Here is a 14556-nt window from a genome sequence, read left to right as displayed (position 1 = left end):
CAGAGTGCTAGTAAATAAACTGTTTTATTCGAACGGAACACGTCTGGGGTACGGGGCCTGATGTCCGAGGGGCAGAGGGGCGTCGGGCCCTCATTACTATTTTGTTCCGGCGATTTTTTCGCCGGGCACCGGGAAAGGGCGGATTTGTGAAAAGATGTATATTGGGTCTCTTTGGCCTGTTGGTAACGGCTGTGCCGGCGGCGGCCAGCGGCGGGGCGGAAATCAACATGAGTCTCGCCTCTTCGGCCTATGGCTATCTCGGGCTGGTCCTCTTTGTCGCCGCCTACTCTCTGGTCATTTTCGAAGAGCAGCTTCACTTGCGCAAAAGCAAGCCGGTGATCCTCGCCGCCGGGATCATCTGGGTCCTTGTGGCCCTCGCCTACGCGGCCATTGGAGACACCCACACTCCCCACGACGCGATCAAGCACAACCTCATCGAGTACGCCGAGCTCTTCCTCTTCCTGCTGGCGGCGATGACCTACATCAATGCCATGGAAGAACGCAACGTCTTTCAGGCCCTGCGCTCCTGGCTCGTCTCCAGGGGATTCACCCTGCGGGTCGTCTTCTGGATCACCGGCGTGCTCTCCTTCCTCATCTCCCCCCTGGCTGACAACCTGACCACCGCCCTGCTCATGGGCGCCGTGGTGATGGCCGTCGGGGGCAGCAACAGGCGCTTCGTGATCGTCGCCTGCATCAACGTGGTCGTCGCGGCCAACGCCGGGGGCGCCTTCTCCCCCTTCGGCGACATCACCACCCTGATGGTCTGGCAGAAGGGGAAGGTGGAGTTCGTCGAGTTCTTCGCCATCTTCCTCCCCTCCCTCGTCAACTGGCTGGTGCCCGCGGTGATCATGAGCTTCGCGGTGGCCAAGGAGCGCCCCGCGGCCCTGGCCGAGGCGATCCAGATGAAGCTCGGCGCCAAGCGGATCATCGGCCTCTTCCTGTGCACCATCGTCACCGCCGTCTCTTTCCACAACTTCCTCCACCTGCCTCCGGCGACCGGCATGATGCTTGGCCTCGGCTACCTCGGCTTCTTCTCCTATTTCCTGAAAAAACGGGAAAACCGGCTCCTGAGCGGCGACCAGCCCCTCGACGTGACCGGTCACAACCCCGACGAGCATTGCGACCCTGCTCCTCACGGCGGCCATGGGCAGGCCTCCGGCTTCGACCTCTTCCGCAAGATCGCCCGCGCCGAGTGGGACACCCTCCTCTTCTTCTACGGGGTCATCCTCTGCGTCGGCGGCCTCGGCCAGTTCGGCTACCTAGCGATGGCGTCCAACTTCATGTACCTCGATCTCGGCCCGACGACCGCCAACGTCCTGGTCGGGATCCTCTCGGCGATCGTCGACAACATCCCGGTGATGTTCGCGGTGCTGACCATGGACCCCCACATGAGCCACGGCCAGTGGTTGCTGGTGACCCTGACCGCCGGGTGCGGCGGCTCCATGCTGTCGGTCGGTTCGGCCGCCGGCGTGGCCCTGATGGGGACCGCCCGGGGCATCTACACCTTCGGAAACCACCTCAAGTGGACCTGGGCTATCGCCCTCGGCTATGCGGCGAGCATCGCGGTGCACCTGTTCCTCAACGCCAAGTACTTTCACTAGTCGGCCGGCCCGGCTCGATCAAAAGAGGAGGCGGGGGGAGTCATCCCCCCGCTTTTTTCATGTCCGGACTCTACCTTCACATCCCCTTCTGCCGGCGCAAGTGCCCCTACTGCGACTTTTACTCGGTCCAGGAGAGCGACGAGGCCCTCGCCGGCTATCCCGACCTGCTGATCGGGCAACTTCAGTACGAGGAGGGCTGGGGTCCCTTCGACAGCGTCTTTTTCGGCGGCGGCACGCCGTCCCTGTTGGCCCCGGCGGATGTCGGCCGGATCCTGGCGGCCGCCGACAGGCGCTTCGGCCTGGAGGCCGGGGCGGAGGTCTCCCTGGAGGCCAACCCCGGAACCCTCTCCTTGCAGTCGCTGGCGGGCTACCGGGCCGCGGGGGTGAACCGCCTCTCCCTGGGGGTTCAGTCCCTCTCCGGAAGGCACCTGCAGCGGCTCGGACGCATCCACAGCCCGGGGGAGGCCCGCCGGGCCGTCTCCTTGGCCCGCTCCGCCGGATTCGACAACCTCTCCTGCGATCTGATGTTCGCCCTGCCCGGCCAGAGCGCCGCAGATCTGCTTCGGGACCTGGAGGAGGTACTGGCCTGGGCGCCGGAGCACCTCTCCTGCTACGGCCTGTCTATGGAGGAAGGGACCCCCTTTCACCATCAGCACCGTGCCGGAGGGTTGGACCTGCCCGACGAGGAGCGTTACGCCGAGCTTTTCTGCGCTTTGCACGAACGGCTCGCCGGGTCCGGGTACGGGCACTACGAAATCTCCAACTATGCCCTGCCGGGCCGGGAGTGCCGCCACAACCTTCGCTACTGGCAGCGGCTGCCCTACTTCGGCCTGGGAGCCGGGGCCCATTCCTTTGCGGGGCGGGGATGGGGCGAGCGCCGGGCCGTTCCTCCTGATCTTGGCGCGTATGCCGCGGCCCTAAAGCGGGGCGAGGACCCGGCTCAAACCCTGGAGCGCTTCGACCGCCGGGGGGCGATGGCCGAGACCCTCTACCTGGGTCTGCGCACCGCGTCGGGGGTCGCGGAGGCCTCCTTCCGGGCCCGTTTCGGACTCGGGGTGGCCGAGGCCTTCCCGGCGGCGGCCGAGCATCTCGGGGGGCGGCTGCGGCTGGAGGGGGGGCACTGGCGGATGGACCTTCAGGGGTGGCTTCTCTACGACCACCTGATAAGCGCTTTTCTCTAGGGACGGCGGTGATTTTTCCCGCCCCCTAAGCCTTGACAAAGGGGTAGGGCGTTGTTATTTTGTCTTCGGCTGGCACTCTAACCCCTGGAGTGCTAAACGAAATTGAAGGGCCGGGTTTTTCCGGCTTGAGTTTTTTCTGGGGGGGCGGTGACGCAGATGAGCGAAAAGCTCAACGATCGCAGTCGCAAGATCCTCGAGGCGATCATAGAGGATTATATCGACTCGGCGGAGCCGATCGGTTCCCGCACGGTCAGTCGGCGCCACCGCATCGGGCTCTCCCCGGCCACCGTCCGCAACGTCATGGCCGACCTGGAGGAGATGGGCTACATCGTCTCCCCCCACACCTCTGCGGGCCGGATTCCCACGGAAAAGGGCTACCGCTTCTACGTGGATACCCTGCTTCAGGTGCGGGAGTTGAGCGAGCAGGAGCGTTTGCGCATCGAGAGGAAGTACCGTCTCGACGGGCTCCGCATGGAGGAGCGGCTGCGCGGGGCCGGCAAGGTTCTCTCCCAAATCTCTCACTACGCGGGGATCGTCATGGCCCCCCGGCTCAACACCACGGTCTTTCGCCATATTGAGTTCATCAGCCTCTCCAGGGGCAAGGTCCTGGTCGTCTTTGTCACCCAGTCGGGGCTGGTGCAGAACAAAATCATCGAGGTCGAGGAGGAGGTCACCCCCCGCGAACTCGAGCAGATCACAAACTATTTGAACCGCACCCTTTCGGGGTTGACCATCCAGGACGCGAAGCTGCGCCTGATCGCCGAGATGGCCAAGGAGAAGGCCCTCTACGACAAGCTTCTGCAGCGCGCCCTGAAGCTCTCCCAGGAGGCCCTGAGCGACGAGATGGGCGGCCAGGTCTTCATCGAGGGCGCCTCCAATATCCTGGAGCAGCCCGAAATCGCCGACATGGGGCGGATGAAGCGCTTGTTTCGGGCCTTCGAGCAGAAGAGCCAGCTGGTGGAACTGCTCGACAAAAGCCAGCGGGCCCAGGGTGTGCAGATCTTTATCGGAAGCCAGTCCGAATACAGCGAACTGGAGGGTTTCAGCCTCATCACCTCGACCTATTCCAACTGCGGGGGGGCGATCGGCACCCTTGGGGTCATCGGGCCGAGCCGCATGTCCTACTCGCTGGTTATTCCTATTGTCGACTATACCGCCAGGCTGGTTAGCCAGGTTCTGGAACTGGACACATAAACGGGAGAAAAAAGACGTTGGCCAAGAAGAAGAAACAGCAAGAGGAAGAAAAGCCGGTTACGGTCGAAGAGCAGACGGCGGCCCGGGAGGCCGCTGAGTCCGAGGAACAGGACGCTGCGGGCGAGCCGGGCTTGGAAGAGGAGCTCGCCGCCAGCCGGGAGGAGGCCGAGAAGAACAAGGACCTCTACCTGCGGGCCCGGGCCGACCTCGAGAATTACCGCAAGCGGACCCAGCGGGACAAGGAGGAACTGGTTCGTTTCGCCAATGAGAACATGCTCCGGGAGGTCCTGCCGGTGCTCGACAACCTGGAGCGGGCCGTGGACCACGCCCGCCAGAGCGAGGGGGGCGGCGAGGGGCTCCTGGAGGGGGTGGAGATGACTCTCAGCCAGTTCCAAAAGGCCCTGGAGAAGTTCGGCGTGACCCCCTTCAGCGCCGTGGGGGAGGCCTTCGACCCTTCGCGTCATGAGGCCATGGGCCAGCTCGAGAGCAGTGAGCATCCCCCCAATACCGTTGTACAGGAACTGCAAAAGGGATGCATGTTGAACGACCGGCTGCTGCGGCCGGCCCTGGTCATGGTGGCCAAGGCGCCCGCACCGGAAAAGGGCCCCGACGCCGAATGAAAAGACGTGGGCCGGCAGTCACAATTTTTACAACCAAGAGAACAAAGGAGGATATAAATCATGGGTAAAGTCATCGGTATCGATCTCGGCACCACCAACTCGTGCGTGGCGGTCATGGAGGGGGGCGAGCCCGTCGTCATCGCCAATGCCGAAGGATCGCGCACTACCCCGTCCATGGTGGCCTTCACCGAGAGCGGCGAGCGCCTGACCGGCCAGCACGCCAAGCGTCAAGCCGTCACCAACCCGGAGAACACCCTGTTCGCCATCAAGCGCCTTATCGGCCGCAAGTACGATTCCGAGGCGGTCCGGAAGGATATCAAGATCAGCCCCTTCAAAATCATCAAGGCCGATAACGGCGATGCATGGGTCGAGGCCCGCGGCAAGGGCTACAGCCCGCCGGAGATCTCCGCCATGGTCCTGCAGAAGATGAAGCAGACCGCAGAGGACTACCTGGGCGAGGAGGTCACCGACGCCGTCGTCACGGTCCCGGCCTACTTCAACGACTCCCAGCGCCAGGCCACGAAGGACGCCGGGAAGATCTCCGGCCTCAACGTGCTGCGGATCATCAACGAGCCGACCGCCGCTTCCCTCGCTTACGGCCTGGAGAAGAAAGAGGAGGAGAAGATCGCCGTATTCGACCTCGGCGGAGGCACCTTCGACGTCTCCGTCCTGGAACTCGGCGACGGGGTGTTCGAAGTCAAGTCGACCAACGGCGACACCTTTCTCGGCGGCGAGGATTTCGACCAGCGCATCATCGACTACGTGGCCGACGAGTTCAAGAAGGAGCAGGGGATCGATCTGCGGGGCGACAAGATGGCCCTGCAGCGCCTCAAGGAGGCGTCCGAGAAGGCCAAGTGCGAACTCTCCTCGAGCATGGAGACGGACATCAACCTGCCCTTCATCACCGCCGACCAGAGCGGCCCCAAGCACATGAACATCAAGCTCAGCAGTGCCAAGCTCGAGAGCATCTGCGGCGAACTCCTGGGCAAGCTTGCCGGTCCGTGCAGGACCGCCCTCAAGGACGCCGGCCTGTCGGCTTCGGAGATCGACGAGGTGATCCTGGTCGGCGGCATGACCCGCATGCCTGCGGTGCAGGCCAAGGTCCAGGAGATCTTCGGCAAGGCCCCCAGCAAGGGGGTCAACCCCGACGAGGTGGTTGCCATCGGCGCCGCCATCCAGGGCGGCGTCCTCAAGGGCGAAGTCAAGGACGTCCTGCTTCTCGACGTCACCCCCCTCTCCTTGGGCATCGAGACCCTCGGCGGGGTGATGACCAAGCTGATCGACAAGAACACGACCATCCCGGCCAAAAAGAGCCAGACATTCTCCACCGCCGCAGACAACCAGCCCGCCGTTTCGGTCCACGTGCTGCAGGGGGAGCGGGAGATGGCCGGCGACAATAAGACCATCGGCCGCTTCGAGCTGGTGGGGATACCCCCGGCGCCCCGCGGCGTGCCTCAGGTCGAGGTGACCTTCGACATCGACGCCAACGGCATCCTCCATGTCGCCGCCAAAGATCTCGGCACCGGCAAGGAGCAGTCGATCCGCATCACCGCCTCCAGCGGTCTCTCCGACGAGGAGATCGAAAAGATGGTGAAGGACGCCGAGTCCCACGCCTCCGAGGATCAGCAGAAGCGGGAACTGATCGAGGCTCGCAACCAGGCCGACGGCCTCGTCTACACCACCGAGAAGTCCGTTTCCGAGCATGCCGACAAGATCGACGCCGAGACCAAGGAGAAGATCGAGGCGGCCCTCGCCGAGCTGAAGAAGGCCATGGAGGGGGACGACGCCGAGGAGATCAAGAAGAAGACCGAGGAGCTGGCCCAGGCCTCCCACAAACTGGCCGAGGCCATGTACGCCCAGGCCCAGGCGGCCGGCGCCGCAGGGGAGGGCGAGGCTGCCGAAGGCGAGGCCGCCCCGGCCGAGGAAGACGTCGTGGAGGCCGAGTTCGAAGAGGTGGACGAAAGCAAGAAGTATTAATATCCCCCTTTTCCAATCCTCATCATTGACAGCAGGAGCCGGGGTATCCCCGGCTCCTGTCGCTGTTCGATTCGAAGGGGTCCCGGAAGCCCGCGCGCAGAACCGATGGCGGATGGGCCCCTGAGTGCCATTTCGGCTTAGAATTGCTGTTTCCCCGATAAGGAAAGACCACGTTGTCCAAACGCGATTATTACGAGGTGCTCGGCGTCAACCGGAACGCCAGCGAGACTGAAATCAAGAAGGCCTACCGGCGCCTGGCCCTGAAGTGCCACCCCGACAAGAATCCGGGGGACAAGGAGGCCGAAGAACGCTTCAAGGAGCTTTCGGAGGCCTACGCCGTCCTTTCCGACGGCCAGAAGCGGGCCACCTTCGATAAGTTCGGCCATGCCGGCCTGGGCGGTCAGGGCGGTTTCAGCTCCGAGGGTTTCGGCTTCGGCGGCAGCCCCTTCGAGGACATCTTCGGCGACATCTTCGGGGATATCTTCGGAGGAGGGGGCGGGGGCGGCCGGCGCGGGCGGGGGCGGCGCGGGGACGACCTGCGCTACAACCTCAGCATCTCCTTCGAGGAGGCCGCTTTCGGCCTGGAGACCAAGATCCAGATCCCCCGCCACCACGCCTGCGAGCCGTGCGGGGGCTCAGGGGCGAAAGAGGGGACCAGCCCCAAGACCTGTCCCACCTGCCAGGGGGCCTGGCAGGTCCGCTATCAGCAGGGTTTCTTCTCCCTGACCCGGCCCTGTCCGGAATGCTCGGGGGAGGGGAAGATCATCGACAACCCCTGTCCCGAATGCCGGGGGGCCGGCCGGGTCCGGGGCAAGCGGTCCATGTCTCTCAAGATCCCCGCCGGGGTGGAGACCGGCAGCAGACTCAAGCTCAGCGGCGAGGGGGAGGTCGGCGCCCAGGGGGGGCCTCCGGGAGACCTCTACGTGGTGATCACTGTGAAGGAGCATCCCATCTTTCAGCGCGAGGGGCAGGACGTGATCTGCGAGATTCCCGTCTCCTTCTCCCAGGCGGCCCTCGGAGCCGACCTGGAGGTCCCCACTCTCGACGGCAAAGTGAAGATCAAGGTGCCCGCCGGGACCCAGTCCGGCAAGGTGCTGAATCTCTCCGGCAAGGGGATACCGGTTTTGCAGGGTTACGGACGGGGCGACCAGCTGGTGGTCATCCGGGTGGAGACTCCCACCCATCTGACCTCTCGGCAGAAGGACCTGCTGGAGGAGTTCGCCCGGGAGAGCGGGGAGGATGTTCACCCCATGGGAAAAAGTTTTTTCGACAAGGTCAAGGAACTTTTCGGTTAATCCGGAACGGGGCCGGGTGCCCCGGGGGAGCGGTGCGGTTATGATGAAGGCGATCGGCACGATCATCGGCGCATGTCTGCTGGTGAGCGCAGGGCTATGCCTGGTGCCGCCGGCAAGTGCCATCCAGCTCACTTTCACCGAGCAGCAGGCGCTGGTGCTCCAGAAGGCCGAGCTGCGCCAGGCCGAGGAACTCTACCGGGCCGGCAGGGCCGAAGAGGCCCTCTCCCAGCTGCGCGGCTTCGTGGTGCGCTATTTTGACTCCCCCCTCCTGCCTCCCGCTTATCTGCTCATCTCCCGCATCTTCCTCGACGGGGGCCAGCCCGACGAGGCTCTCCTTTATCTGGGACGGATTCCCCCCGAGGGGATGGTCCCCGAGGTCCGGTTGCTGGAAGGAGCGGCCCTTGTCGTCACCGGCAAGGCCGAGGCCGGGGTCGCCATTCTCGAGGGCCTCGCCGGGGCGGAGTTCACGGGAGAGGACGAAGCCCGGCGCCTTTCCGCCCTGACCGAAGGAAGAGCCCTTCTGGGCGAGCCGCTGCGGGCCCTTCTTTTCATCCACCAGAAGCTCTCCGGGGCCGATCCCGGGCAGCAGTCAAAGCTTCTGGAACAGGCTCACCTCCTGCTCCAGGATCGTGCCGGGGCCGGAGAGGTCGCCGAGGCGGCCTTCATGTTCCAGGGGACGGCCCTTGGTGCGGATGCCAATTTGCAGCTCGCGAGGCTGGCGGCGCTTCGTGGGGATGCAGTGCGGGCCCGGGAGCTGGTGCGCCCTCTCCTGCAAGGGGTTCCTTTCCCGTACCGCTCCGAAGCGGTCCAGCTCTGGGAAGAGCTTACCGGGGAGGCCTTTCTGCAGCGCGCGGTCGGCGTGCTGCTGCCCCTGTCGGGGCGTTACCGGGCCTTTGGGGAGCTGGTGCGGCGCGGCATGGACCTGGCTCTGGAGACCCATCATGGGGATCAGCCTCCGCCGCGCTTCATTTTCCGCGACACCGGCGGCGATGCCCTGCGCGGCGTCGAGGCCCTGGACGAACTGGCCAACGGCGAGCGGGTCATGGCCGCCATCGGCCCCCTCACCGGGGGCGCTGCTGCGGAGGCCGCCGTCCGCGCCCAACTCGAGGACCTTCCCCTGCTCGCCCTCTCCCAGAGGGAAGGGCTGGCCGAGGCGGGTGATGTGGTTTTCCGCAACTCCCTTACCAGCCGCCTTCAGGTCCAGACCCTGGTGCGCCATGCCATGGATGAGGGCGGGACGACCACCTTCGGCATTCTGTATCCGGAAAACAAGCTGGGGTTGGAGATTACCGACCTCTTCACCGAGGCGGTTCTGGAGCGGGGGGGGCAGGTGGTTGCCCTGGAGGGCTATCCGGCGCAGGCTACCGATTTTCGCCGCCAGATCAAGCTCCTCATGGGGCTCGATCCTGATGCCCCCGACGAGGAGGCAGAGCCAGCCAGCGAGGCGGAGATGCTGGAGGGGCTCTTCCTGCCTGACACCCCTTCGGCCCCTTTTGAGGCCCTCTTCATTCCGGACTACGCCGACCGGGTTGGCCTTATCGCTCCTCAGTTGGCGTTCTACGGCATCGAGGATCTGCTTCTGCTGGGGATCAACGGCTGGAATTCCCCCGAACTGACCCGCATCGCCGGATCCTACGTCGAGGGATCCATCTTTGTCGACGGCTTTTTCCGCTTTAGTCCTTATCCATTCGTCCGGGAGTTTGTGGATCTTTATTTCCAAAAATACGGCGAGGAGCCTTCCATTCTCGAGGCCCAGGGGTTCGATGCGGCGGGAATCCTACTCTCCCTTCTCGACCGTCCTGAGGTCATCTCCCGTGAGGACGTGCGGGCCGCACTCTCCGCCCTGCGCAACTACCCCGGCGTGACCGGGGCGACCAGCTTCGGGCCGAGCGGGGATGCGGACAAGGTCCTGTTCCTGCTCCAGGTGCAAAACGGCAACATCGTTCAGATTAATTAGAGGGGGGCGCGGCGGCTTTGCGGCGGTCGGCCGAAGATTAAACCAAAAAGCCCTGCCGCTCTTTGCCGGCAGGGCTTTTTGGTTGGTCCCCGGAGGTTTGGGGGCTATTCCCCTAGTTTCAAAAGGGCTTCCAGCAACCGCACCCGGGTCATCTCTACGCCCTTTTCCGCTGCCCGTCGCAGGGGCGTGCCGAAGATGGCCTCCAGTTCCAGGGGGCGCCCCTCCTGGCGGTCGATCATCATGCTCGGCCGATAGCGGTCCATCCCCTCGGTCAACCCCATCATGCGGGCGCAGAAGGCGTTCCCGTCGATCGGATTGCTGAGCCCCTGGGCATTGGCGGCCTCCACCACCTCCCCCATCAGGGCGAGGGCCTGTTCGCGAACCGCCGGGCTGGCCAGCAGGTCACTGGTCGTCTTTCCGGTCAGGGCGCAGAGGCCGTTGAAGGGGATGTTCCACACCAGTTTTTCCCATCGGGCTTTGACCAGGTCCGGCACCGACTGGCAGGGAATCCCTGCGGCGCTGAATGTCGCCGCAAGGCCCTCGGCCCTGGCGCTGAACTTTCCGGAGAACTCGCCGAGGCGGACGGCTCCCTCGCCCAGGTGATGGACCGTCCCCGGAGCGCCGCGGTTGGAGCAGAGAAAGGCCACTCCGCCGAGGACCCTCTCGGGGCCGAAGGCTTCGGCCAGCAGTTCCTCGTTGCCGAGACCGTTCTGCAGGGTGAGCACAGCCGTATTTTTCTGCATCAGGGGCCGGACCAGTTCTGCAAGGCGCTCGTTGTCGATGGTTTTGAGCCCCACCAGGACCAGGTCCGCCGGACCCATCTCGTCGGGGTTCCGAAAACCGAGGACCCGGGCCAGGTGGAAGTCGCCCTTCGGGGAGGTCACGGTCAGGCCTCGGGAGCAGACGGCCTCGAAGTCCCGCCGCAGCAGGAATTGGACTTCGTTTCCGGCGCGTTGGAGCATGGCTCCGTAGTAGAGTCCGAGGGCTCCGGCGCCGATGATGGCTATTCGCATGGTTTTGTCTTCCTCGCGTGAGAGCAGGTGCGGCGGCCAGGGAAGAAAATCGTAGCACAGGGGGGTCGCCGCGGCCAGGCGAAAAAGGGCCGGGCTCTCTAAGTCCTTGTTTCGCCGGACGTTGAGCATTGACGGGCATGGATTTTTGTGTTAAATTTTAAGGATGCGAAAGGGAGGAGAAATCCATGTATAAGATTGGTGACATGGCGGTTTATCCAACCCAAGGGGTCGGGGTGATCGAGGCGATCGAATCGAAGGAGTTCGCCGGCGAAAAGCACGACTTCTATGTCTTGCGCATCGTCGATGGCGACATGACGATCATGGTTCCGGTGGGTAACGCCAGACAGGTGGGAATGCGCACTCTTATCGACAAAGACGGGGTCGCTTTGGTGTACGACGTTCTTGAGGAGGAGCAGGAAAACGGTCGCAAGGTCGCCTCTTGGAGCCGCCGCCAGCGGGAGTACAACGATAAGATCAAGTCGGGCGACCTGATGGAGGTGGCCCAGGTTCTCCGCGAATTGTACCACATCAAAGAGGATAAGGAACTCTCCTACGGCGAGAAGAAGGTGCTGGAGCTGGCTCGCAAGCTCCTGGTCAAGGAGATCGCTTTTGCCGAGGGCGCAGAAGAAGAGGCGGTCATTCAGCGCGTCGAAGACATTCTCATCAACTGATCCCGCTTACCTTTCTTTTCCGGGCCGGGCGCGGCGGCGCCTGGTCTTTTCTTTTGCCATCCCCCTCCGGAGGCCCATGAGCGTTACCGTCCTGGTTCCCGCAGCTGGTATGGGACGCCGCATGGGCGCCACCGTCAACAAGCAGTACCTGGCTCTTGATGGCCGCCCCATTCTGGCCCATACCCTGGCTTTGTTCGACAGTCACCCCCAGGTTGACCATCTTTTTGTGATATCCCCCCCCGCAGAGATCGATTACTGCCGCGCCGAGGTGGTGGAGCGCTATCGCTTTGGCAAGGTGCGCGCGGTGGTCCCGGGGGGGGGCGAGCGCCAGGATTCGGTTCGCAACGGCTTGCTCGCCTGCGGGGCCGGCCCCCAGGACACGGTTCTCGTACACGACGGGGTGCGCCCCCTTTTCCCGCCGGAACTCATCCCCGTCGTGGTGGAGGCCGCCCGGCGCTGCGGGGCCTGCGTAGTGGGGGTTCCGGTAAAGGACACCATCAAGGAGGTCGTGGAGGGAAGGGTGCGGGGCACTCCCGACCGGGAGCGGCTCTGGCAGGCTCAGACGCCCCAGGCCTTTCGTTTTGACCTGATTCTCAAGGCTCACCGCAAGGCTCTGGAGGCGGGTTTTCGGGTGACCGACGACGCCGCTCTGGTGGAGCGCCTCGGTCACCCGGTGGTGATGGTCGAAGGCAGTTATCGCAACATCAAGATCACCACCCCGGAGGACCTGGCCTTGGTCCGGGCCCTGCGTGCTTTTTCGAAAGGGGAAGAACCATGATCCGCATCGGTCACGGCTATGACGTACATCGTCTGTCTCCGGAACGCAAACTGATCCTTGGCGGGGTGGATATCCCTTACGGGCTTGGCCTGCTGGGGCACTCGGACGCGGACGTGCTGCTTCACGCCGTCTGCGATGCCGGGCTGGGGGCCCTCGGGGAAGGGTATATCGGCAAGCACTTTCCGGACACCGATCCGGCCTACCGGGGCATCTCCAGCCTCAAGCTGCTCAAGGAAGTTGTGGCCCTGGCCAGGGCGAGGGGGTACACTCTGAGCAACCTGGACGTGACGGTCATTGCCCAGCGGCCCAAGCTGGCCCCCCATGTCCGGGCCATGGTCGAGAAGGTGGCGGAGGTGTGGGGCGCCGATCCCGCCCGGGTCAACATCAAGGCCACCACCACCGAGGAGCTGGGCTTCGAAGGGCGGGGCGAGGGGATTTCGGCCCATGCCGTTATTCTGCTGAGGACAATTGACATCGAGGAGGAACTGGAGGTCTGAGGCCCGCCCCGCAGGGGCCGGTCCCGCTCCAGCCGTGAACCGACCAAAAGAGGTATGCGCCATATGAGCACCAACGACACATCGTCGGCCACCAACTTTATCCGCAACATCATCGAAGACGACTTGAAGAGCGGCAAGCGCCAGGAGGTGGTTACCCGCTTTCCCCCGGAGCCGAACGGCTACCTGCATATCGGCCATGCCAAGTCGATCTGTCTGAATTTCGGCCTGGCCGCCGCTTTCGGCGGCCGCTGCCACCTGCGCTTCGACGATACCAATCCGGTCAAGGAGGAGGACGAGTACGTCCGGGCGATCAAGGAGGACCTGCGCTGGCTCGGCTTCGACTGGGGGGAGCACCTCTACTACGCCTCGGATTATTTCGAGCAGCTCTACGAATGGGCGGTCGAACTCGTTCGCAAGGGCAAGGCGTACGTCGACAGCCTTTCCGCCGAGCAGATTCGCGAGTACCGCGGGACCCTGACCGAGCCGGGCCGCAACAGCCCCTACCGGGAGAGGACGGTGGAGGAGAATCTCGACCTCCTGGAGCGCATGCGGACCGGGGATTTCCCCGACGGCGCCCATGTGCTGCGGGCCAAAATCGACATGGCCTCGCCCAACTTCAACCTGCGCGACCCGGTCATGTACCGCATCCTGCACGCCTCCCACCACCGCACCGGGGACAGGTGGTGCATCTATCCCATGTACGATTTCGCCCACGGTCAGTCCGACTCCATCGAGGGGATCACCCACTCCGTCTGCACCCTGGAGTTCGAAGACCACCGGCCCCTCTACGACTGGTTCCTGGAGCAGCTCGGGGTTCACCGCCCCCAGCAGATCGAGTTCGCCCGCCTCAATCTCTCCTACACCGTCATGAGCAAGCGCAAGCTGCTCGAGCTGGTCAGCGAGGGGCGGGTCGGCGGCTGGGACGATCCGCGCATGCCGACCCTGGTGGGGATGCGCAGGCGCGGCTTCCCCCCGGCGGCCATCCGCAACTTCTGCGAGCGCATCGGGGTCGGCAAGAGCGACAGCTGGATCGACGTCGGAACCCTGGAGGACTGCGTCCGCGAGGACCTCAACGAGCATGCCCCCCGGGCCATGGCGGTGCTGAACCCCCTCAAGGTGGTCATCGAGAACTATCCCGAGGACCAGGTCGAGGAGTTCGAGGCTCCCAACCATCCCCAGAAGCCGGAGATGGGAACCCGCACCGTTCCCTTCTCCAGGACCATCTATATTGAGCGGGACGATTTTCTGGAGGATCCCCCGAAAAAGTTCTTCCGTCTCGCCCCCGGGCGCGAGGTGCGCCTGCGCTTCGCTTACTTCGTCCGCTGCGAGGAGGTGGTCAAGGACGAGGTGGGCAACGTCGTGGAACTGCGCTGCACCTACGACCCCGCCACCCGCGGGGGCAACGCCCCGGACGGGCGCAAGGTCAAGGGGACCATCCACTGGGTTTCGGCCCGGCACGCCCTCAACGCCCAGGTGCGCCTCTACGACCGGCTCTTTCTGGGAACGAACCCCGGCGCAGGCCGCCAGGGGGGTGACTATCGGGAGGACCTGAACCCCGACTCCCTGCAGATTCTCGATTCCTGCCACTTCGAGCCGAGCCTGGCGAAAGCCGCTCCGGGAGACCGGTACCAGTTCGAAAGACTCGGCTATTTCTGTGCCGACCGCGAATCGACTTCGGCGACCCCGGTCTTCAACCGCACCGTCACCCTGCGCGACACCTGGGCCAAAATCGCCAAGTAGCAGCCGGAACGGGTCGGCCTCCCCGGGGTTGC

The 14556-nt window shown here is 64.3% G+C and carries 12 protein-coding genes; 11 read left to right on the top strand and 1 reads right to left on the bottom strand.

The window, feature by feature from the left end; translation table 11 throughout:
- The first annotated feature begins 227 nt into the window (after nt 1-227).
- The 7 genes from nhaD (at nt 228) to C0617_RS12300 (ending at nt 9825) form a co-directional block, all read left to right on the top strand.
- A complete protein-coding gene (nhaD, locus tag C0617_RS12330; RefSeq protein ID WP_363324381.1) occupies nt 228-1601 on the top strand; it encodes a sodium:proton antiporter NhaD in 1374 nt (457 codons plus the stop codon).
- A gap of 59 nt (nt 1602-1660) precedes the next feature.
- Nucleotides 1661-2782 (top strand): radical SAM family heme chaperone HemW, encoded by a 1122-nt coding sequence (gene hemW / locus C0617_RS12325; protein ID WP_291317331.1) that lies wholly within the window; start codon nt 1661-1663, stop codon nt 2780-2782.
- A gap of 156 nt (nt 2783-2938) precedes the next feature.
- Entirely contained in the window at nt 2939-3976 is a 1038-nt protein-coding gene (gene hrcA / locus C0617_RS12320) for a heat-inducible transcriptional repressor HrcA (RefSeq protein WP_291317330.1), read from the top strand.
- A gap of 17 nt (nt 3977-3993) precedes the next feature.
- Nucleotides 3994-4596: a nucleotide exchange factor GrpE gene (gene grpE / locus C0617_RS12315; RefSeq protein WP_291317329.1), complete on the top strand. Its 603-nt coding sequence runs from the start codon at nt 3994-3996 to the stop codon at nt 4594-4596.
- A 60-nt stretch (nt 4597-4656) separates the two neighbouring features.
- A complete protein-coding gene (gene dnaK / locus C0617_RS12310) occupies nt 4657-6573 on the top strand; it encodes a molecular chaperone DnaK (protein ID WP_291317328.1) in 1917 nt (638 codons plus the stop codon).
- A 173-nt stretch (nt 6574-6746) separates the two neighbouring features.
- Complete coding sequence (dnaJ, locus tag C0617_RS12305) at nt 6747-7868, top strand: molecular chaperone DnaJ (RefSeq protein WP_291317327.1); 1122 nt, start codon at nt 6747-6749, stop codon at nt 7866-7868.
- 40 nt (nt 7869-7908) lie between these two features.
- Nucleotides 7909-9825 carry a penicillin-binding protein activator gene (locus C0617_RS12300; protein ID WP_291317326.1) on the top strand — a complete coding sequence of 639 codons (1917 nt, stop codon included), beginning with the start codon at nt 7909-7911 and terminating at the stop codon, nt 9823-9825.
- Between the two features lie 104 nt (nt 9826-9929).
- Here C0617_RS12300 and C0617_RS12295 read toward each other — a convergent pair whose 3' ends face one another.
- Nucleotides 9930-10838 (bottom strand): putative 2-dehydropantoate 2-reductase, encoded by a 909-nt coding sequence (locus C0617_RS12295; protein WP_291317325.1) that lies wholly within the window; start codon nt 10836-10838, stop codon nt 9930-9932.
- Between the two features lie 185 nt (nt 10839-11023).
- On the opposite strand from C0617_RS12295, the gene C0617_RS12290 reads away from it, so the two are divergent.
- From C0617_RS12290 to C0617_RS12275, 4 genes are all read left to right on the top strand, one after another.
- Nucleotides 11024-11509 carry a CarD family transcriptional regulator gene (locus tag C0617_RS12290; protein WP_291317324.1) on the top strand — a complete coding sequence of 162 codons (486 nt, stop codon included), beginning with the start codon at nt 11024-11026 and terminating at the stop codon, nt 11507-11509.
- A 76-nt stretch (nt 11510-11585) separates the two neighbouring features.
- Nucleotides 11586-12287, top strand: a complete 702-nt coding sequence (gene ispD / locus C0617_RS12285) for a 2-C-methyl-D-erythritol 4-phosphate cytidylyltransferase (protein WP_291317323.1) — start codon at nt 11586-11588, stop codon at nt 12285-12287.
- Nucleotides 12284-12784, top strand: coding sequence for a 2-C-methyl-D-erythritol 2,4-cyclodiphosphate synthase (gene ispF / locus C0617_RS12280; protein ID WP_291317322.1), 501 nt, complete (start codon nt 12284-12286; stop codon nt 12782-12784). Before ispD ends, ispF begins: the two co-directional genes overlap by 4 nt.
- Nucleotides 12785-12847: 63 nt before the next feature.
- On the top strand, nt 12848-14524 hold the full coding sequence (locus C0617_RS12275; protein WP_291317321.1) for a glutamine--tRNA ligase/YqeY domain fusion protein: 1677 nt from the start codon (nt 12848-12850) through the stop codon (nt 14522-14524).
- Nucleotides 14525-14556 lie beyond the last annotated feature (32 nt).

The organism is Desulfuromonas sp. (assembly GCF_002868845.1).
GTDB lineage: Bacteria > Desulfobacterota > Desulfuromonadia > Desulfuromonadales > BM501 > BM501.
The sequence above is the reverse complement of the archived record's forward strand: the minus strand, read 5'-3'. Positions and strand labels throughout refer to the sequence as shown.

Bases quoted from the DNA above. Each gene is read 5' to 3' on its own strand.
- nhaD (WP_363324381.1), top strand. From the start codon at position 228: ATGAGTCTCGCCTCTTCGGCCTATGGCTATCTCGGGCTGGTCCTCTTT.
- ispF (WP_291317322.1), top strand. From the start codon at position 12,284: ATGATCCGCATCGGTCACGGCTATGACGTACATCGTCTGTCTCCGGAA.
- C0617_RS12300 (WP_291317326.1), top strand. From the start codon at position 7,909: ATGATGAAGGCGATCGGCACGATCATCGGCGCATGTCTGCTGGTGAGC.
- hrcA (WP_291317330.1), top strand. From the start codon at position 2,939: ATGAGCGAAAAGCTCAACGATCGCAGTCGCAAGATCCTCGAGGCGATC.
- dnaK (WP_291317328.1), top strand. From the start codon at position 4,657: ATGGGTAAAGTCATCGGTATCGATCTCGGCACCACCAACTCGTGCGTG.
- hemW (WP_291317331.1), top strand. From the start codon at position 1,661: ATGTCCGGACTCTACCTTCACATCCCCTTCTGCCGGCGCAAGTGCCCC.
- C0617_RS12275 (WP_291317321.1), top strand. From the start codon at position 12,848: ATGAGCACCAACGACACATCGTCGGCCACCAACTTTATCCGCAACATC.
- C0617_RS12295 (WP_291317325.1), bottom strand. From the start codon at position 10,838: ATGCGAATAGCCATCATCGGCGCCGGAGCCCTCGGACTCTACTACGGA.
- ispD (WP_291317323.1), top strand. From the start codon at position 11,586: ATGAGCGTTACCGTCCTGGTTCCCGCAGCTGGTATGGGACGCCGCATG.
- C0617_RS12290 (WP_291317324.1), top strand. From the start codon at position 11,024: ATGTATAAGATTGGTGACATGGCGGTTTATCCAACCCAAGGGGTCGGG.